The 21,681-nt window shown below is 39.6% G+C and carries 15 protein-coding genes; 4 read left to right on the forward strand and 11 right to left on the reverse strand.

Going from position 1 to position 21,681, the window contains the following annotated elements; genetic code table 11:
* Positions 1 to 2 precede the first annotated feature (2 nt).
* The 9 genes from BKP57_RS08565 to BKP57_RS08600 all read right to left on the reverse strand — a co-directional run bounded on the left by BKP57_RS08565 (position 3) and on the right by BKP57_RS08600 (position 11,541).
* A complete protein-coding gene (locus BKP57_RS08565; RefSeq protein WP_050350947.1) occupies positions 3 to 1,610 on the reverse strand; it encodes a CTP synthase in 1,608 nt (535 codons plus the stop codon).
* A gap of 438 nt (positions 1,611 to 2,048) precedes the next feature.
* The gene (rpoE, locus tag BKP57_RS08570; RefSeq protein WP_050350946.1) at positions 2,049 to 2,540 is read right to left on the reverse strand and encodes a DNA-directed RNA polymerase subunit delta; all 492 of its coding nucleotides are present in this window, start codon (positions 2,538 to 2,540) and stop codon (positions 2,049 to 2,051) included.
* Positions 2,541 to 2,650: 110 nt separating this feature from the next.
* On the reverse strand, positions 2,651 to 2,782 hold the full coding sequence (locus BKP57_RS23120) for a hypothetical protein (RefSeq protein ID WP_257786704.1): 132 nt from the start codon (positions 2,780 to 2,782) through the stop codon (positions 2,651 to 2,653).
* Between the two features lie 522 nt (positions 2,783 to 3,304).
* Entirely contained in the window at positions 3,305 to 3,925 is a 621-nt protein-coding gene (locus BKP57_RS08575) for a TetR/AcrR family transcriptional regulator (RefSeq protein WP_072741353.1), read from the reverse strand.
* Between the two features lie 55 nt (positions 3,926 to 3,980).
* The gene (locus BKP57_RS08580) at positions 3,981 to 5,120 is read right to left on the reverse strand and encodes an acyl-CoA dehydrogenase (protein ID WP_072741354.1); all 1,140 of its coding nucleotides are present in this window, start codon (positions 5,118 to 5,120) and stop codon (positions 3,981 to 3,983) included.
* A 448-nt stretch (positions 5,121 to 5,568) separates the two neighbouring features.
* Complete coding sequence (locus BKP57_RS08585) at positions 5,569 to 6,702, reverse strand: acyl-CoA dehydrogenase (protein ID WP_050350943.1); 1,134 nt, start codon at positions 6,700 to 6,702, stop codon at positions 5,569 to 5,571.
* Between the two features lie 389 nt (positions 6,703 to 7,091).
* Positions 7,092 to 7,943, reverse strand: coding sequence for a 3-hydroxybutyryl-CoA dehydrogenase (locus tag BKP57_RS08590; protein WP_050350942.1), 852 nt, complete (start codon positions 7,941 to 7,943; stop codon positions 7,092 to 7,094).
* Between the two features lie 24 nt (positions 7,944 to 7,967).
* A complete protein-coding gene (locus BKP57_RS08595) occupies positions 7,968 to 9,155 on the reverse strand; it encodes an acetyl-CoA C-acetyltransferase (protein ID WP_072741355.1) in 1,188 nt (395 codons plus the stop codon).
* Between the two features lie 265 nt (positions 9,156 to 9,420).
* A complete protein-coding gene (locus BKP57_RS08600) occupies positions 9,421 to 11,541 on the reverse strand; it encodes a heterodisulfide reductase-related iron-sulfur binding cluster (protein WP_050350940.1) in 2,121 nt (706 codons plus the stop codon).
* Between the two features lie 462 nt (positions 11,542 to 12,003).
* On the opposite strand from BKP57_RS08600, the gene pflB reads away from it, so the two are divergent.
* A complete protein-coding gene (pflB, locus tag BKP57_RS08605; RefSeq protein ID WP_072741356.1) occupies positions 12,004 to 14,250 on the forward strand; it encodes a formate C-acetyltransferase in 2,247 nt (748 codons plus the stop codon).
* Between the two features lie 75 nt (positions 14,251 to 14,325).
* Positions 14,326 to 15,060: a pyruvate formate-lyase-activating protein gene (gene pflA / locus BKP57_RS08610; protein ID WP_050350938.1), complete on the forward strand. Its 735-nt coding sequence runs from the start codon at positions 14,326 to 14,328 to the stop codon at positions 15,058 to 15,060.
* A 419-nt stretch (positions 15,061 to 15,479) separates the two neighbouring features.
* Here the strand turns inward: pflA and argS are convergent, their stop codons facing one another.
* Together argS and BKP57_RS08620 are read right to left on the reverse strand one after the other, a co-directional pair.
* Positions 15,480 to 17,144, reverse strand: a complete 1,665-nt coding sequence (argS, locus tag BKP57_RS08615) for an arginine--tRNA ligase (RefSeq protein WP_050350937.1) — start codon at positions 17,142 to 17,144, stop codon at positions 15,480 to 15,482.
* Positions 17,141 to 17,584, reverse strand: coding sequence for a YwiB family protein (locus BKP57_RS08620; protein WP_050350936.1), 444 nt, complete (start codon positions 17,582 to 17,584; stop codon positions 17,141 to 17,143). Before BKP57_RS08620 ends, argS begins: the two co-directional genes overlap by 4 nt.
* Positions 17,585 to 17,976: 392 nt before the next feature.
* On the opposite strand from BKP57_RS08620, the gene BKP57_RS08625 reads away from it, so the two are divergent.
* Both BKP57_RS08625 and BKP57_RS08630 read left to right on the forward strand, forming a co-directional pair.
* Positions 17,977 to 18,909 (forward strand): L-lactate dehydrogenase, encoded by a 933-nt coding sequence (locus tag BKP57_RS08625; protein WP_050350935.1) that lies wholly within the window; start codon positions 17,977 to 17,979, stop codon positions 18,907 to 18,909.
* Between the two features lie 110 nt (positions 18,910 to 19,019).
* The gene (locus tag BKP57_RS08630) at positions 19,020 to 21,053 is read left to right on the forward strand and encodes a transglycosylase domain-containing protein (protein ID WP_050350934.1); all 2,034 of its coding nucleotides are present in this window, start codon (positions 19,020 to 19,022) and stop codon (positions 21,051 to 21,053) included.
* Positions 21,054 to 21,681 lie beyond the last annotated feature (628 nt).

Below are 21,681 nucleotides of genomic sequence, written 5' to 3' on the forward strand. Positions count from 1 at the left end.
GCTTATGACCGTTGATAATTAACGGCAGCCCCAATGAAGCCTTTAAACAATGCATGTGGTCTAGTTGGTCTAGATGTAAATTCCGGATGAAATTGACTCGCTACAAACCATGGGTGATCAGCGATTTCGATCGTTTCTACCAAACGACCATCTGGACTTGTACCAGAAAACACAAAACCATGTTCCTTCATTTGCTCACGGTATACGTTATTAAATTCATAACGATGACGATGACGTTCCTCGATAAAATCAGCGCCTTCATAAGCGACTTTTACTTTTGTGCCATCTTGTAGCTTGCATGGGTAAATGCCAAGTCTTAATGTACCACCAAGATCAGATATATCTTTTTGCTCTGGAAGTAAATCAATGATTGGGTGTGCGGTATCTGGATCAATCTCTGCAGAATGTGCCCCAGAAAGCTCCAGAACATTACGGGCAAATTCCACTGTTGCTAATTGCATGCCAAGGCAGATTCCCAGAAACGGAATTTTATTCTCACGTGCATATTGAATAGCCACTATTTTTCCTTCGATACCTCGATCACCGAATCCACCAGGCACTAGAATTCCGTCTACATTTTGTAATTCTTTATGAATGGTTTGCTCATCCAGCAGCTCAGAATTTACCCAATGCACACGAATATCAGCATCGTATGCGAATCCAGCATGCTTCAATGCTTCTACTACAGATAAATACGCATCAGGAAGCTCTACATACTTACCAACTAAAGCAATATCTACTGTTTTAGAAAGATGTCGCACTTTGTTTAGAAGTTCCATCCATTCTTTCATATCCGCTTGTTTACAGTCCAGTCCAAAATGCTTGCATGTAAGCTCATCTAATTGCTGCTCCTGTAAAGAGATCGGCACTTGATATAATGTATCGGCATCTAGCATTTCAATGACGGCTTTTTCATTAATATCGCAAAACAAAGCGATTTTTTCTTTCATCTCTTTACTGATCGCTTGTTCTGTTCGTAATACGATGACATCTGGTTGAATTCCCAATGAACGCAATTCCTTAACACTATGTTGCGTTGGCTTGGTTTTCATTTCCCCAGCAGCCTGAATGTAAGGAACAAGTGTACAATGTAAGTACATGACACTATCTCTACCCACATCTTTTTTTATTTGGCGGATAGCTTCCAAGAATGGCAACGATTCAATATCACCGACTGTGCCGCCAATTTCCGTAATAACAATATCTGCGCCTGTAGCTTCACCTGCACGGAAAACCTGTTCTTTAATCTCATTGGTAATATGAGGAATTACTTGAACGGTCCCACCTAAATAGTCACCACGACGTTCTTTACGGATGACACTGGAGTACACCTTACCAGTTGTAATATTGCTGTATTTATTTAAATTAATATCAATAAATCGTTCATAGTGACCTAAATCCAAATCTGTTTCTGCGCCATCTTCTGTTACATAAACTTCACCATGCTGATACGGACTCATTGTTCCGGGATCAACATTAATATATGGGTCAAATTTTTGAATGGTTACTTGTAAACCACGGTTTTTTAATAATCTTCCCAATGAAGCAGCTGTGATCCCTTTTCCTAAAGACGAGACAACTCCTCCAGTTACAAAAATATACTTGGTCATCTTTTTTCCCTCTTTCTATTGTGTTATGCAATAAAGTGAAACTTCATTCAGGCGGAGTTTCGCTACCAACCTGACTGCATGTTAGTTGAACGAATCGGGCATTTTGGTGCTGTTAGCTCACTCTTTGACTTGTATTATCCCCCAACTCTTAAGTAAGAGTCGTACAACACCTTACATGCGGGATACAAACAAAATCATGTAAGATATTATTAGGAAGGCATAAACCATTATCCGTTCCTATATTCTCGTTAGGAAACCAAGAAAAAACAATAAAAGCGCCTCCCCAGTCGATCGGGGAAACGCTTTGGTAATTAAAATAAAAGAGCCCAAGATAAATTGTACTGACCTCTTGAAAAAAAGTCAAGACTCTAAAAAGATGTTTAATAATTCCTGAGAAGTGCAACTCTTTGAAGTAATCATTAGTTTGGCAATACCAGTTTATTTTTTTTCTTCGGCTTCATCATCTTCTTCATCATAAGTCTCCTCGAAGTCTTCGTCATATTCTTCATCGTCGAATTCCTCTTCAAAATCATCTTCCAATTCTAAATCAATATTCAGATCTTCGTCCAAAATTGCAACATCATCATCAGCAATATCTAAGTTTTCTTCTTGATCCAACTTGCTTTTCGCTTTTTTCTTTCTCTTTGGAGCAACATTTACTTCTTCATCCATTTTCTCTACAGGATACCAACGCTTTAATCCCCACTTATTTTCTCCAACGGTCAGAAATCTGCCGTCCACATTTAAGTCGGTATAAAATTGTGAAATAGCATCTTGTTTCTGCTTTTTTGTATAACCTTTCAAGTCTGCTAACCGATTAAATATGTCTTTGAAGTGAAAAGCTTTTTTTTCTTCTACAAGCAGTAAACTGGCCAATTCAATCATTGGCATTTGTTGAATTTCTTCGTGGCTATATTGGTTGAAGCTCACGGTCATGCACTCCCTTTAATTTTATATTGATGGCTTTTACACCTATATGTTGATAAGAGGTTCATAAAAAGTTCAAAGAAAATGGCCCATCTCCCTTATCTGCCTTATTACTAAATCCACCACTTCCCAAACTGCGTAAACAGAACCATAGAACGTTGCAAAAGGATAAAGAAAGTACCACCAGACAATACATCATGGTTATAAAGGACAGAGAAAACAATAATAGCAACATGCAATGACATTGCAATCTCGGCTACTCGACCTTTTTATCCTCTTTCTTAAACACGGACTATAAGATATTCTTGCACGCTAACCATATCATTCATTATAAACAAATCTATCTGGTTTATGCTAGAGATAAAGCAGAAAAATTTTTAACAACCTTTTTATCTTACGTACCATTATTGTTTTCGTTACCAAATAATCTATGAAAACAAGTCAGCGCTGGTTCTCTGCACTTTCATATGAACTGATCTTATAAAGTGAATCTTCAATCAGCCTGGGATTTCATTCATCTCCCACGGCTTGTTAGTACCGAAATGGTATGACCTAAAGGCCTCTTACGAAACAGGACATTTAGGTGCTGTTATCTCTCACTTAGACTTGTTGTGGTATGGATTCTCCAATTCTTGAAGTGGGAGTCTTACAGCACCTTATATGCGGGATAAATAAAAAAGAAAAGCTTCGCATGAGAAGAACATACTCACACAAAGCATTCCTTTCCCGAAGTATATTGTATCGTCTCCCATTTTTACCGTTTCGCATTATCCGTTTGAGGCTTCAACCTGAATGGATTGCATTAAAAAATGAATTTGCCTGTCCACATATGTTTCTAATGTAAATTGCTTCTGTAACATCCATCTTCTAAAGCCCCACATTTGCCCTTGAATAAAAATATTATTAGCAAGCAATTCACGGTCTGTAGAAGATACAGAATCAGGAAAGCATGTGGCTATAACCCGCTCTAACATAGCCACCATATCCCTTTCTTTTTGGAGTACATAATCTTTGCTTTCTCTTTTTAACGACTTGACTTCTTGATACATAATGACAACTTCTTCCTGCATGTCATCCATTAAGTAAAAATAGGAACGAATCACATTTGTAAAATGTGCCAAAGAAGAATTATTCGGATCAATTTGTGCTTCTAATCGTTCACGTACCTGTAAATAAATGGAGTCGCAAACAAGAAATAAAATATCCTCCTTTATACGAATGTATTCATATAAAGTTCCTATGCTAAATCCAGCTTCTTTCGCAATTTCTCTTGTCGTTGTTCGATGAAAACCTTTTTCTTTAAATAAAGTAATGGCTGCTATGATGATTTGATTGCGCCGTTTTGCGATTAATGATGGATCTTTGATGGAAGAAAGGATGGAATTCATTTCCTTCACGCCCCCCCTGTAGTTGTACTCTCGAATAAGATAGTTCTCATTTCATTTACTTTGTTAACATTCTACCAATTACAAGTCGTTGGATTTCGTTTGTTCCCTCGTATATTTGGGTAATTTTTGCGTCCCGCATATATCGTTCTACTGGGTAATCTTTCGTATATCCGTAGCCACCAAAAACTTGCACCGCCTCCACGGTAATTCGCATCGCAGCATCGCCAGCAAATAACTTGGACATAGCGGAAGCTTTTCCATAGGGTAATCCTTCAGACTCTAACCAAGCGGCTTGATACGTTAGTAGACGAGCCGCCTCTACCTCAGTAGCCATATCTGCCAATTTAAAAGAAATTCCTTGATTTGCAGCAATTGGTTTACCAAATTGAACCCTTTCCTTCGCATAAGCTGTTGCAGCATCTAATGCGCCTTGAGCAATCCCTAACGCCTGTGCTGCAATACCATTTCGACCTCCGTCTAATGTAGTCATAGCTATTTTAAAGCCTTCTCCTTCTTGTCCGAGTCGATTTTCTTTTGGTATGCGACAATTTTCAAAAATCAATTCTGTTGTTGGAGAAGAGCGAATACCAAGCTTTTTTTCTTTCTTGCCGAACGAAAATCCTTCCGTTCCTTTTTCAACAATAAATGCCGTGATGCCTTTATGTCGTTGATCGGCATCTGTTTTAGCGAAAACAATATAAATATCCGCTACGCCGCCATTGGTAATCCACACTTTATTACCATTCAACACGTAGCTGTCACCGTCATCCTTTGCTGTCGTTAACATAGAAACAACGTCACTCCCAGCACTAGGCTCTGATAAGGCATACGCGCCTAACGATTCCCCCGTAGCTAGACGCTTTAAAAAGGTGTGTTTTTGTTCTTCTGTACCGTATTGATAGATTGGCCAGCTCGCTAAAGAAACATGGGCAGATAAAGTGACCCCTGTTGAAGCACAGACTCGAGACAATTCTTCAACTGCAATAACATAACTCATGTAATTCGAACCAATCCCACCATATTCTTCTGGCCACGGAATCCCTGTTAATCCAAGTTCTGCCATCTGATCAAAGATTCCTCGGTCAAATCGCTCATTCTCATCTCGCTCTGCGGCTGAAGGAGCTACTTCATTTTCAGCAAACTCCCTTACCATCTTACGCAACATCTCTTGCTCATCCGTAAGCTCAAAATTCATAGATGACCCCTCCTCGTATAGTATATTTAGGCAGTGATTTTCTGCTTATTTATTCTGATTCATTTTAGAAGTATCCAAACTTGGTACTCAAGGCTTGGTACTCAAGGCGCATGCTATTCCCACAGGAGTCGCCGGCTTTCGTTCCAGGTAACTTCGTTTGTACTACTTTTCATGTATGAGTTAAACATCTCCATCATATGTCACTCAGTTGGACGTTCCGTGATGTTCCTAAATTAAGGCCTATTAATGAATGCGCTACTATGCAGAAACAAAATTTACACGCCTAAAGGAGTGTTGATAAATGAAGCTTATACAGCTTCTACAACCTCCAAATCGACTAGTTTTAACATTTACTTGCTAGTTAAGATTCATGTTGTCTTTTTTTGAAAAATTGCATCTTGATAACTCCATATTTGTTTACTTTTCTCTTAACATACCAACACAGGTCTTAATGTCTCAATAAATGTTTAGCTATCACAATTCGTTGAATTTCACTGGACCCTTCATAAATCTCTGTGATTTTAGCATCACGAAACAGACGTTCAACCGGGTAATCCTCTGTATAGCCATAGCCCCCAAATATTTGGACAGCTTCAATCGCATTTTCTACGGCCGCTTTGGAAGCATAGAGTTTTGCGATCGAGACTTCCTTTCCAGAAGCTTTTCCTTGTTCTATCAAATGAGCTGCCCGATAGACTAATAGTTTTGCAGCCTCGGTACGAGTTGCCATATCAGCCAATTTAAAGGAAATTCCTTGATGCGCTGCAATCGGCTTTCCGAATTGCTTACGCTCCTTTGCATAGTCTGTTCCATGCTCTAAAGCTGCTTCACTTATTCCGATAGCCTGTGCTGCTATCCCAATTCTGCCAACATTTAAATTATGCATCGCAATTTTAAACCCATTTCCTTCTGCCCCCAGAAGCTGTTCCTTGCATATACGGCAGTTTTCAAACGTAAGCGACACTGTATTTGATCCGTGCAATCCCATCTTTCTTTCTGGTTTACCGATGATGAGTCCCGGTGTATCCCTTTCAATAATAAAAGCACTTATTTCCCTTTTGTCTTCTCCCGTACGTGCAAAAGTGATATATGTATCGGCTTCCCCACCGTTTGTAATAAACACTTTTGATCCGTTTAATAGATATTCCTCTCCTATTTTCACAGCTTTTGTTTTGAGACTTGCCGCATCGGATCCTGCATTCGGTTCTGTTAAGGCAAAAGCCCCTAAATAATCGCCGCTGGCCAGTTTAGGGAGATACTTATTTTTTTGTTGCTCCGTTCCAAAATAAAGAATTGGGTTTGTTCCAACAGATGTGTGCACAGATAAAATAACACCAACTGTTGCACTTACCTTTGATATTTCATGAATCGTTTGAATATAAGCAGTATAATCCATGCCTGCCCCACCATATGCTTCTGGGATGGGTATTCCCATTAAACCAAGTTCTCCCATCTGCTTTATAATTTCTTTTGGGAAGCGATCCTCCTTTTCCATACGAGGTATCGCCTTTGTGATTTCAGTTTGTGCAAAATCTTTGACCATTTTATTTAACATTACTTGTTCTTCGGTCCAACGTAGCATGCAATTTCCCCCTTGTTCTGAACAAAGGCGCAAGCGCCCGTTTAGCAACGTAGCGAATGGAACAAATCAACTAAAGATTTAGGAATCATGCCCCTGCAACCAGGGGTATGCCGACGTCGGGCGGCAAGCCCGTTTTTAGTCGGCCTTCCTCTTAGCGACGAACCGATGAGGCCTTATCGTAGGGCGCATTTCTAAAGTCGCATAGTTGCTGGGCTCATGCGCCGGACGTGGCTATTCAGTTATTTCGTTATCTCCAAGCGCCTAAATTTATACTTTCTTATCTCTTTAGAAAGACTTGGCTTGTCGCCAAGTCTTATGGAGAAAGCCGTAGTTTTTCTTATACTATAAACCCTTAAAACTTTATACTTTTCTATAGTGCAAAAAAGTCTTTATGTATACACATAAAAACCTCGACCCGTTTTCTTACCTAACCAGCCTGCTTGCACATATTGTTTGAGCAAAGGGCACGGTCGATATTTGCTATCCGAAAATCCCTCATGTAATACCTCCATAATATACAAGCACGTATCTAGCCCAATAAAATCAGCAAGTGTTAATGGACCCATCGGATGGTTCATCCCTAATTTCATCGATGTATCAATATCTTCTACCGTTGCAATTCCTTCATACAATGTATAAATCGCTTCATTAATCATCGGCATTAAAATGCGATTGGAGACAAACCCGGGGAAATCCTGAACGGTAACCGGCACTTTATTTAATTTTTTAGCCATTTGTTCAATGATAGAATAGGTTCCATCACTCGTCTGCACCGCCCGAATGATTTCTACCAATTGCATTATTGGAACCGGATTCATAAAATGCATCCCGATAACTTGATCTGGGCGATTCGTAGCTGCAGCAATTTCCGTAATGGATAAGGACGAAGTATTTGAGGCTAAAATGGTATGTGCTGGTGCTATTTGATCGAGTTCATGGAAAATAGCTGTTTTTACATCCATATTTTCTACGACGGCTTCAATGACTAAATCTGCCTTTGCTGCATCTTGAATGGTAGCTGCTCTTTCTATTCTTAGTAATGTATCGTCTCGCTGTTCTTCCGTTATCTTTTGTTTTTCACAAGCCCGATGCACGAACTTGTGAATCCTTTTTACCCCATGATTTAATGCTTCTGTTTGTTTATCGTACAACAATACATGAAACCCGGATTGAGCACAGACCTGGGCAATTCCTGCCCCCATTTGCCCAGCGCCTATGACCATAACTTGGTTTATATTCATATCTCCTCTTCCCCTTTGTTTGTGTTATCTTTTCGGAACTTCGATCAGAATGGCATCGCCTTGCCCCCCCCCACTGCAAATAGCTGCAATACCAAGTCCGCCACCACGGCGTTTTAATTCATAAATTAAGGTTAAAATAATCCGCGCTCCACTTGCACCAATTGGATGCCCTAAAGCAACTGCCCCCCCATTTACGTTCACTTTCTCAGGGTCAATCCCCGCAATTTTCCCGCTCGCTAGCGCTACTGCAGCAAATGCCTCATTAATTTCAAACAAGTCGATTTCACCTTTGGAATACCCCGTCTTTTCCAACAATTGATTAATTACTAAACCTGGTGTTTTCGGGAAATCTTCTGCAGGAACGGCGACCTCCGTATGACCTTTTATAATCGCTAATGGTTCCTTGCCAAGCTCGGATGCTTTATTATCAGACATCACAACAAATGCGCATGCACCGTCATTAATACCAGGTGCATTTCCGGCAGTAATGGTTCCGTCTCGATCAAATGCAGGACGCAGTGTTGCTAGCTTTTCGACAGTTGTGTCCTTTCTTGGCGCTTCATCTTGATCGACGATGATGGGGTCCCCCTTGCGCTGCGGCACTTCCATAGCTACAATCTCGGCAGCAAACTTTCCAGCCTCCATCGCTTGAATAGCGCGTTGGTGACTACGATAAGCCCATTTGTCCTGTTCTTCTCGCGTAAGTTCATATTCCTTTGCTGTTGCATTTCCATATGTCCCCATATGTACGCCTTGAAAAGAACAGGTTAACCCATCATGTACCATCATATCGACAACTTTTTTGTCTCCCATCCGGTTCCCCCAACGCGCATCTGGCAATAAATATGGCGCATTACTCATGCTCTCCATACCACCAGCAACAATGATCTCCTCATCTCCCAGCCGAATGAGTTGATTTGCTAACGTAACACTGCGCAGCCCTGAAGCACAAACCTTATTAATCGTTTCTGTTTTTACTTCCCACGGAATCCCTGCTTTTATAGCTGCTTGCCTTGAAGGAATTTGACCTTGACCACCTTGTAAGACATTCCCTATTATCACTTCATCGACATCATTTCCAGCAATTTCCGCTCGCTTTAACGCTTCTTCAATAGCCTTACCTCCAAGCTGCGAAGCGGTAAAGGATTGTAATGCACCACCAAATTTCCCAAACGGGGTCCTAGCCCCTGATACAATAACTGCTTCTCTCATCATTTATCCTCCACTCCTTCATTTGATTGAACGCTCGCTCATTATTCCTTTCATAATATGTTCAAAAAGCAAGGCAACCTAGCTTTTTGAACATATTCTATAGAGTATTAGAATAACAGGTATTGTGAAATAATCGAAGTATTTTTTATATCTAACCATGTTCCAAATATAGACAATCGAATGCATTTGGATTGTTCCACATTATTTCTACAATCATTCTCCCTTTGGAAAATTTTAGTTCACCCTTATCTATCAAGCTACTCTTCTATTCTATGTCCTTTATTTCAGCTGTTTTTATTTCCTCTTCATGAAATACAGAAATCGCTAAAATCTCTGCAACGTCCATAGTGCTAATATCTTCTTCTACTTCTTTCGCTTTTGTTCCATCACTAATCATCGTTAAACAATATGGACATGCACTAGAGATCATGTTTGGTTCTACAGCTAGCGCTTGCTCTGTACGTGCTACATTAATTCGATTTCCTGTCGTTTCTTCTGACCACATTAATCCGCCGCCTGCGCCACAACACATGCCATTTTCTTTACTACGTTCCATTTCTACTAACTCTAAACCTGGAATGGCCTGAAGAATTTCTCGAGGTGGATCATAAACACCGTTATATCTGCCTAAGTAACAAGAATCATGGTAAGTTAATCTTTGGTTAATCGCTTTTTGTGGTTTTAGCTTACCATCCATGACTAAATCATATAATAACTGTGTATGGTGATAAACTTCGGCTTCAAATCCAAAATCTGGGTATTCATTTTTAAAAATATTGTATGCGTGTGGATCAATGGTAACAATTTTTTTCACATCGTTTTTGGTGAATTCTTTAATATTTTTCTCGGCTATTTCCTGAAATAAAAACTCATTTCCTATCCGACGTGCCGTATCTCCAGAATTCGCTTCCTTATTTCCTAATATTGCAAAACTCACACCAGCCTGATTTAACAACTTCGCAAAAGCCAGAGCGATTTTTTGACTTCGATTATCATAAGCCCCCATCGAACTAACCCAGAACAGGTATTCAAAATCCTTACCTTCTTTACTCAGTTCTTTAATCGTTGGTATATGAACCGATTCATCCTGCTCACGCCACTTAATGCGATCTTTTTTCGATAACCCCCATGGATTACCTTGACGTTCAATATTCATAACCGCTCGTTGAACATCCTGATCCATTTTACCTTCTGTCATCACCAAATATCTGCGCATATCAATAATCGTTCCCACATGTTCATTGTTAACAGGACATGCATCTTCACAGTTTCGGCATGTCGTACAGCCAGCTAGTTCTTCTTCTGTAATGACATCTCCGATTAAACTAGCACTTTGCACCGTCGCTGCTGCCTCTTGTTTTGCAGATGCCTGATTTCCCGCTGCATTAGCAAATGCATATGCTGGAACCCATGGTGACTTCCCAGTAATTGCCGCTCCCTTTTCGGTTAAATGATCGCGCACCTTAATCATAATATCCATTGGCGAGAGCATTTTGCCTGTTCCTGATGCTGGGCAAACATCTGTACATCTGCCACATTCTACACACGCGTAAAAATCAATCATTTGATGCTGCTCAAAATCTTCAACTTTTCCTACCCCAAACGATATTTCTTCTTCATCTTGATCTTCATCCATTTCAAAATCGATTTTCTTCAATTTTCCTGGAACGCGTTTACTTAAAAACACGTTAATAGGTGCAGCAATTAAATGCGCATGCTTGGATTGTGGAACGTAAACCAGGAACACAAGAATGGTAATGGTATGAATCCACCACGCGACATAAAACAACACCATAGCGCCCGTAGTAGGTAACCAGGAAAAAACCATCGCAATAACACTGGCAACCGGCTCTGTCCACGTTGGATCATGTCCATGCCATAACTGTGCCATTCCATTCCCAAACAGCACAGAGATCATTAATGTGCCAATAAACAATAAAACTAAACCAGCTTTAAACCCCCGCTTGAGGCGGACGAGCTTTTCAATATAACGGCGATAAAAAGCCCATATAACTGCGACGAGAATCATTAATGTTACTAATTCCTGAAAGAATACAAATCCCGGATAAATCGACCCTAATGGCAAATGACTTTCAGGGGATAACCCCTTAATAAACATGTCAATCGCACCAAATTGCACGAGAATAAATCCGTAAAACATCATAACATGAATGATACCCGACTTTTTATCCTTTAATAGCTTTGACTGACCAAAAACAATCTTCCCTATTCTTCTGAATCGTTCTTTAAAATCCCGATCAAATTCTGACTTTCTCCCCAAACGAATATACGCTACACGTGTAGCTACAACTTTAGCAAATAAATACACCCCATAGATGGTGATAATCGCAAACGCAATTGCATTTACAAGCAAAAATGTATTCACTTTACTCACTCCCCCTTATCGTGCAGTAAACCAATTCAGACAGGCGTACAACTCCCTTCACATGACAGCGATTGCATTATTCAGAAAAATAGTTTGTTTTCAAATCTTATATCTACTACTATAAATATGAATGATCATTCAGTCAACTATTTATCTAATGAATTTAACTTCATAACACAAACTATCAGAAATTTCAGCCGGATAATTATTGATAATATTTTGGTCTTAACGCTTCCTTAAATTTCATACCCAGCATTGATTTTTTTAAAATTTTTGTTGCTAATCAAAATAGTTTGTGAAAATGAAGGGAGAAATAACCACGTTTATGTAAGCGCATTCTTTATGACCCCTTATGTATAAAGGAAAATGTCATAAAATAATCACATGTGAATTCTTTCACAACTATGGTTTTTTCGGTATACTATTAGTAGAAGCTTTAATATTTCTGAAGGAGGTAGTTTTATGACTACTACTACTTTAACCCCTTGGAGAACTTTCCGCACGGGGAAATGGGAACAAAATGTTGATGTTAGAGACTTTATTATACGTAACTTCACTTGCTACGAAGGTGATGAACAATTTTTAGCTAAACCTACTCAAAACACATTGGATCTTTGGAAGCAAGTGACAGAACTTACTGCAAAAGAACGTGAAGCTGGCGGCGTATTAGATATGGATACAAAAATCCCTTCAACCATCACTTCACATGGCCCTGGATATCTTGATAAAGATAAAGAAACGATTGTCGGATTTCAAACAGATAAACCATTCAAACGCGGTTTAATGCCATTTGGTGGTATTCGCATGGCAAAAAACTCATGTGAAGCATATGGCTATGAACTAGATAAGGAAACAGAGCATATCTTTACAGAATATCGAAAAACGCATAACCAAGGAGTATTCGATGCTTATACCCCTGATATGCGAAAAGCACGTAAAGCTGGTATTATTACAGGCTTGCCTGATGCTTATGGTCGTGGGCGTATTATTGGTGACTATCGCCGTGTTGCCCTATATGGTGTGGATTTCTTAATTGAGAAAAAACAAGAAGAGCTTACGCTATTAGAAAATGATGGAATTATGTCAGAAGATATTATTAAACAGCGTGAAGAGCATATGGAACAAATAAGGGCATTACATGAATTAAAGCAAATGGCCGAAAGCTATGGTTATGACATTTCTAAACCAGCTACAAATGCACAAGAAGCTGTTCAATGGTTATATTTTGCTTATTTAGCTGCAATTAAAGAACAAAATGGCGCAGCAATGAGTTTAGGACGCGTATCTACTTTCCTAGATATCTATATGGAACGTGATCTAAAAGAAGGTATTCTAACAGAAGAACAAGCACAAGAACTAATTGATCATTTTGTTATGAAATTGCGTTTAGTGAAATTTGCCCGTACGCCAGAATATAATGAATTATTTAGCGGGGATCCTACTTGGGTAACAGAATCCATTGGTGGTGTAAGCTTACAAGGAGAGCCACTTGTTACGAAGAACTCATTCCGTTTCTTACACACATTAACCAACCTAGGACCTGCTCCAGAGCCAAACTTAACGATTCTTTGGTCAACAAAGTTACCAGAAGGCTTTAAAAAATATTGTGCGAAAATGTCTATTGAATCAAGTTCTATCCAATATGAAAATGATGATTTAATGCGTAAATATTACGGCGATGACTACGGTATTGCATGTTGTGTAAGCGCAATGGAAATCGGTAAACAAATGCAATTCTTCGGCGCACGTGCTAACTTAGCAAAAGCATTACTTTATGCTATTAACGGCGGCGTAGATGAAAAATTAAAAATGCAAGTAGCACCACCACTTCGTCCAATCACATCTGATGTATTAGATTTTGATGAAGTGATGGAAAGATATGACGTAATTTTAGATTGGTTAGCTAAGCTTTATATGAACACATTAAACGTCATTCATTACATGCATGATAAATATGCGTACGAACGCATTGAAATGGCATTACATGACAAAGACGTGCTTCGTACCATGGCAGGCGGTATTGCAGGACTAAGTGTAGTTGCCGATAGCTTAAGTGCCATTAAGCATGCAAAAGTTCATGTTATTCGTGATGAAGACGGCTTAGCAGTCGATTACCGTATTGAAGGTGATTTCCCTAAATATGGTAACAACGATGATGCAGTTGACTCTTTAGCTGTTGATGTTGTCAATAGATTTATGAATAAGTTCCGTCAACATGAAACATACCGAAATGCTGTGCCAACATTATCTATTTTAACCATTACTTCTAACGTTGTTTACGGTAAGAAAACTGGTAACACACCAGACGGACGTCGGGCTGGCGAACCATTTGCACCAGGTGCTAACCCACTTCATGGCCGTGACCAATCAGGTGCACTTGCATCTTTAAACAGTGTAGCTAAAATTCCATACGAAAATTCGATGGACGGTATTTCCAATACGACAAGCTTTGTTCCAAAAGCACTTGGTAAAACGGAGGATGAACGTACTAGCAACTTAGTATCAATACTTGATGGGTATGCAAGTAAAGAAGGACATCACCTAAACATTAACGTATTTGATCGCGAAACACTGGAAGATGCTATGGAGCATCCGGAATTATATCCACAATTAACGATTCGTGTAAGTGGATACGCAGTAAACTTTATCAAACTAACGAAAGAGCAACAGCTTGATGTTATTAACCGTACATTCCATAAAGGACTGTAAGGATACTAGTAAATTTATTTTGTCAGGAAGGGCGCTTACTCTGCCCTTCCGCTCTTAAAGAAGGGGGCTTTACCAATGATCGGAAGAATTCACTCGATAGAAACGTGCGGTACAGTAGACGGACCAGGATTACGTTATGTTATCTTTTTGCAAGGCTGTCTGCTTCGATGTCAATTTTGCCATAACCCTGACACATGGGACGTAAAAGGCGGGGTTGAAAAAAGTGTAGACGAAATCATTGCAGATCTACAAGACTACCTCCCATACATTAAAAATAGTGGAGGGCTTACGGTTAGTGGCGGAGAACCATTATTACAAATCGACTTTCTGTTAGAGCTGTTTAAAGAATGCAAGAAATTAGGTGTCCACACGGCAATTGATACATCAGCTGGATGTTTCCGAGAAAGCCCTACTTTTTTAAGGAAAGTGGATGAATTATTAAGCGTTACAGACCTTGTACTCCTAGATATCAAACATTTAGATAATGATTTACACAAACAACTTACAGGTATGCCAAATGCGCATATTCTAAAGTTTGCTAAATTATTAGCAGAGAAAAATACACCCGTTTGGATTCGTCGCGTACTCATTCCTGGAAGAACAAACGATCCAGAAGAATTAGCGGCACTAAATGAATTTATCTCGAACCTAGGCAATGTACAAAAAGTAGAAGTCCTCCCATACCATACAATGGGAGTTTATAAGTGGGAACATTTAAACCTAGAATATCCACTTACCGGTGTTGAACCACCTACAGAAGCAGAAGTGGCACGTGCCAAAGAAATACTATCTATTCCTACTGAATCGTAAGTTTAACTCGGGGGGTCAATAAGTAGACGACTAGTCCAACATCATATGGTCTAGTCGTCTTTTGTTTTTTTAACTTATATAGTGAATCTTCAATCCCACTAATTATTAGTACTGTAATGATATGACCTAAAAGCCTCTTACAAAATAGGGCATTTAGGTGCTGTTATCTCCTACTTAGACTTGTTTCAGTACAGCAGTACAGTATCCAACTCCTCTCAGACCGGGAGTCTTAAAGCACCTTATGTAAAAGACAAAGTCATTTTTCTTACATGGCTAAAACCTTGAATCTGCTACAGGAATTTTATCGTTTGGCTTAATAAGAGATGGATAGAAGTTAATAAAATGGGCCAACACTTATATCTTAAAGTGATGGCCTGTTTTCTTAGTCAACGTAAAACCCTATTCCATTTATAACAAGACTACATTTTTTCTGGAGCTGAGACCCCTATCACTCGTAATGCATTTGCCAATGTAATCTTCACAGCTTGCATCAAAGCAATACGTGCTTTTGTTCTTTCTGTGTGGTCCATATCCAATACTTTTTCTGCATTATAGAAGCTGTGTAATAACGAAGCTAGATCGAATACGTACTGTGTTACCTTATGCGGTGTTTGTTTGATAGCAGCATCCGCGATAACTTGAGGAAATGCAGCCAGCTTTTTGAGCAGATCGCTTTCTTTTTCTGTGGTTAAGAGAGAGACATCTGCTTTACTATCAACGGAAAATCCTTTTGCCTCTGCTTGCTTCAGCATCGTACAAATACGCGCATGTGCATATTGCACATAAAAAACAGGATTATCATTTGATTCTGAGCGAGCAAGGTCCATATCAAAATCAAGCTGCGAATCATTTGAACGCATAACAAAGTAATAACGAACAGCATCTACGCCAACTTCTTCCATCAGCTCACGAAGTGCTACGGCTTTTCCAGTACGTTTACTCATGCGTACCTTTTCACCATTTTCAAATAAATTAACCATTTGAATAATTTTTACGGCAAACTTTTCAACCGGATAACCTAGTGCCTGGATAGCTGCGCGCATCCGAGGAATATATCCGTGATGATCAGCCCCCCAAACATTGATAATTTGGTTAAACCCGCGATCAAGCTTGTTTTTATGATACGCTATATCAGGTGTTAAATACGTGTAGCTTCCATCTTGTTTGATTAATACACGATCCTTGTCATCACCAAATTCCGTAGATCGGAACCAGGTCGCCCCATCTTTCTCATATGTGTATGCAGCGATCTTTCCTAGAGTTTCAACAATTTTATTTTCCTTATAAAGGGAACGCTCTGAAAACCAAGAGTCGAAATGTACGCCAAATGCTTGTAAATCTTTCTTTATTTTACCTAATTCATAGCTTAATCCATACTCTTTAAAGAAAGCTAAGCGCTCTTCTCTATCTTTTTGCGCCCATTCATCTCCATATTCTTGACTTAACTGTTTGCCAATTTCTGCAATATCTTCTCCATGATAACCATCTTCAGGCAATGTTGCTTCTTGCCCCAACGCTTGCAAATAACGAGCTTCTACAGAGAGCGCTAAATTATCAATTTGATTGCCGGCATCATTAATATAATACTCTCGTTCAACCTGGTAGCCCGCAGCATCTAATACATTACAGAGCACGTCTCCAAAAGCAGCACCTCGAGCATGGCCTAAATGCAAATCGCCAGTCGGATTCACAGATACAAACTCCACTTGGACACGTTCATTGTTACCTGCTTGTGACCTTCCATAAGCCGATCCATCTTTCAAGATGTTTTGAACAATGGAACCAAGAAAATCCTCTTTCATAAAAAAATTAATAAAGCCTGGACCGGCGATCTCCACTTTTTCAACAGAAGCCTCTGCCTGATTAAAATGATTTACCATTTCCTCTGCTATTTGACGTGGGGCTTTTTTTGCCACCCTCGCTAGCTGCATAGCAATATTCGTTGCAAAGTCCCCGTGGTTTTTATCTTTCGGTTTCTCAAGCACCACTTCTGGCATTTCGTCTTCATTTGCAAGTCCTGCCTGCAGGACGGAATCCTTAATTTGATGTTTCAATGTTTCTTCCGTTTGTGCTAATAGGCTCATGCCATGTCCACCTCTTTCATAATTAAGTCGATCTTTTGCTGCCTTACTTGCTGTCCGTTTAGCTTGACATCATAAACAATTTGCAGGCTGCCATTCCTTGCTGGGGTTAAAGGCTCATAGACAATGGCTGTCGTAAAAGTTTCCATATGTAAATTGCCATAAGGATGCTTCAGTACATTTTCTGTCGCTTTATTAACATGGAATTGCTGATTCATGCTAAGATTACCAGAGCGTTTCAAACTCACTTTATCTGGTTGAATAGTGACCAGATTTTTCACAACAGACGCATCTTCTGCTACTTCCTCAAAAGTAAGAACGTCTATATTGCCCTTCTTGTAAAGAACTCCAGTTTGTTTACTTTTATAAGATTCCTTTTGTCCATCGTCATCAATGGTCGTATAAAGTTCAATCAATACAGATATTTTCTGTTTATTCGGCATATTAAATCCTCCATTTAAAGCTGTTACAGATGGAGATCTACTTCCTAAAATCGTTTGGAATAGTGTATTCTTGTGTATTCTATTATAACAAAGAATATTAATCAAGCGGAGGGAAGAAAGGGAAAAAAGGGAAGATTTTAATATACAATCGGACAAGCTTATTTTGTCTAATTTCTGTTGTCGAAATATAATATCGCTCTTTAGCTTAGTACTGTTCTTTATTTTCCCCGTAACCGCTATCGTGAAAATAAAACGAATACATAAGTAATATTTTTTAATATAGTGGTTTCTTTTTTAATCAACGAGGCAACATATTATTGTAGGTATTCATACGAAAGGGATATAATCATCACATATCATACAAAATGACCTACTCAGAGGAGGAACTATTTATGGATATCACACCAGGAAATAAAATTGTTTTAGTAGGCACAGGCGCTGTTGGAACAAGCTATGCTTACGCTTTAATGAACCAAGGTTTAAGTAATGAACTCGTTTTAGTGGATATAAATGAAGACAAGGCAAAAGGAGAAACGATGGATCTCAATCATGGAATCGTCTACGCTCCTAATGCGATGAATATTACACAAGGAACCTACGCCGATTGTAAAGACGCTGCTATCGTAGTTATTTGCGCAGGAGCGGCGCAAAAGGAAGGTGAAACAAGGTTGGATCTCGTCAATAAAAACGTTAAGATTTTTAAATCTATGGTCGAGTCGATTATGGATGCAGGATTTAACGGTATTTTTATTGTAGCCACGAACCCCGTTGACATTTTGTCCTATGCAACATGGAAATTCTCCCAGCTTCCAAAAGAAAGAGTCATTGGCTCTGGTACAGTATTAGATTCAGCAAGGTTCCGTTTCCTATTAGGTCAAAAATTCGCGACAGCTCCAGCCAGTGTGCATGGATATGTGATCGGTGAGCATGGTGATTCACAGCTTCCTGTATGGAGTAGAGCAAATATTTCTGGAACACCAATTGCAGGGAAACTATCGGATGAAGAAAAATCCCAGATTGCTAACCAAGTTCGTAACGCTGCATATGAGATCATTTCACTTAAAGGGGCTACTTACTATGCTATTGGTATGGGATTAGCAAGAATAACGAAAGCCATTTTAAATAACGAACATATTATCCTGCCAGTAGGTACATTATTAACTGGTGAGCTTGGGCATGATGATGTTTATATTGGGGTTCCATCCATTATTCATCGTGCAGGTGTAAAGGGCGTAGCCGAATTTTCTCTAGACAAAGCTGAACAAGAAAAATTTGCAGCCTCAGTAGCCATTCTAAAAGACATTCAAGCCAAAGCCTTATTCTAATTCCATATCAACACGTCCACCTATTTAGTTTGTAAACATTCTTACGTTTATTTGTCGTCTTGTTTTCCCATAATGATAATAACTGAACAAATTAAAGAGGGAAAGCATATATGAGCAAACAGAGAAACAGACGTAGTTTTCAATTCATCCTAATACTATCAGGAATATGCATCGCTTTCGTAATCGGTGTTTACGTCGTTAGCTTTCTTTTAGGTCCTCCACCATTAACGATGAATCAACAAACAACGCTATATACAAGCTCGGGAGAACCTTTTAGCGAAGTTGGCAATAAACAAACTGAAAAATGGGTCGAGCTTGATCAGGTTGCTGATGAAGCCATCCAGGCTACACTTGCTGTAGAAGATCGTCATTTTTACGATCATCGTGGGTTTGATGTGAAACGAATCTTCGGGGCGATGGTCGAAAATATAAAAACATTATCGCTTAAAGAAGGAGCGAGCACGCTAACACAGCAATATGCGCGAAATTTATATTTAACCCATGAAAAAACATGGTGGCGAAAAATAAAAGAGGCTTTTTTTACAGTGCGACTGGAAATGTTCTACTCCAAATCGGAAATTTTGGGGGGCTACTTAAATACGATTTATTATGGTCATGGAGCTTATGGCATTGAAGCTGCTAGTAAATATTTCTTTAACAAATCTGCTAGTGAACTCTCGCTAGCAGAAGCTGCCATGCTTGCAGGTATCCCAAAAGGTCCTACCTACTACTCCCCTTTTAATAACCAAGCGAAGGCGCAGCAACGCCAACAGCAAATCTTAAAAATCATGGAAAATCAAACGTTAATTACGAGCAGTGCGTACCAAACAGCGAAAAACGAGGTTTTACATTACCGAAAGACGGACGATAACAAAGAAATCCAAATAGGTAGCTATTTTCAGGATACAGCTATAAAAGAAGCAGCAAGCATTTTGGAACTAGATGCTGACGCAGTGCGCGGCGGCGGATACCACATTTACACTACCATGCAAAAGCAAGAGCAAACACAGTTAGAGGAACAGATTACAAACACCATTTCTAAGCAAAGTAAAATACAAGCGAGCGGTTTAGCAATAAACCCGAAAACAGGTGGGATCATTGCTATGGTAGGTGGGCGCAGTTATGCAGATAGCCCCTATAACCGAGCCACACAAGCAAAACGAATGCCAGGATCCACCTTTAAACCTTTTCTATACTACGCTGCCTTAGAACGTGGTTATAATGCTACTACGATGTTAATGAGTCAACCGACTACATTTAAATTAGATCAAGGAAATGTCTATAAACCGAGTAATTTTAATGACTATTATGCAAATAAACCCATTTCGTTAGCACAAGCATTGGCGCTTTCAGATAATATCTATGCAGTAAAAACGAACATGTTTGTTGGACCTGAAAATCTAGTAGAAACAGCGAGAGACTTTGGTTTTACAAGTGATCTGGCAGCTGTCCCGTCCTTAGCACTTGGTTCAGAAGTTGTATCTATAAAAGAAATGGTTCGTGGGTATAGCATGTTGGCAAACGGAGGAAAGCAACTGGACGTGCATACAGTTACTAAAATAGTCGATCAAGAAGGTGATACAATCTATAACCGATCCATAGAACCAGGCGAACAAATACTTGATCCGAAAAAGGCGTTTATTCTCTCGCATTTAATGACAGGGATGTTTGATGAGGAGTTGAATGGTTATATGCAAGTAACCGGGTCTACAATGGTTGACCAGCTTGACCGTACATACGCTGGCAAATCAGGATCTACCGATTCCGATAGTTGGATGATTGGCTTTAGCCCCTCCCTAGTCGCAGGTGTTTGGGTCGGCTACGATGACAATCGGACGATAGAAGTCGTTAAAGAAATGAGTTACGCAAAGGATATATGGGCAAATTTTATGACGTCTGTCCATCAGAAACAACCAAACGAGAGTTTCCCTATCCCTTCTGGAGTGGTTGGTGTTCCTGTAGATCCTGTTACTGGCCAACGAGCAACACCCTATTGTCCCACAAGCAGAGTTATGTTCTTTGAAAAAGGAAACGAGCCAGTATCCTATTGCAATGTCCATTTACCTGAAGATAAACCGAATAAAACCCCTACAGAAAAACCAAAGAAAACGATGATTGAAAAGCTATTTGATCTATTTGATTAGCATGAACAAAGGTGCAAGCGCCCGTTTAGCAACGTAGCGAATGGAACGAATCAACTAAAGATAAAGTGAACCTTCAATCAGCGGGGGGTTCTTCCATCCCCGCTGATTGTTAGTACCACCAGGGTATGACCTAAAGGCCCTTGAACGAATCGGGGATTTAGGTGCTGTTACCTCCCACTTCAACTTGTTTAGCTCACCGCTTCCATTCTTGAACTGGGAGTCTACAACGCCTTTTTACGGGATAAAGGAATCATGCCACTAAAACAGGGGTATGCCGACGTCTGGGCGGCAAGCCCGTTTTTAGTCGGCCTTCCTCTTAGCGACGAACCGATGAGGCCTTATCGGAGGGCACATTTCCAAGTCGTATCGTTGCTGGGCTCATGCGCCAACGTGGCTATTCGGTTATTTCGTTATCCCCAAGCACCTCATTTTATACTTGCTTATCTTTTTAGAAAAACTTGGCTTGTCGCCAAGTCTTATGGCGGAAGCCTTTGTTTTTCTTATACTATAAACCAAAAAATCTTATACTTTCCTATAGTGTAAAAAAAGAGGCCAAATCCAGTTGAACTGAATTCGGCCTCTTTTTTGTCCTAGTAATACATGAATAGCCCATGTAGACTATATTTTA

The organism is Virgibacillus sp. 6R, from assembly GCF_001895305.1.
GTDB lineage: Bacteria > Bacillota > Bacilli > Bacillales > Amphibacillaceae > Virgibacillus > Virgibacillus pantothenticus.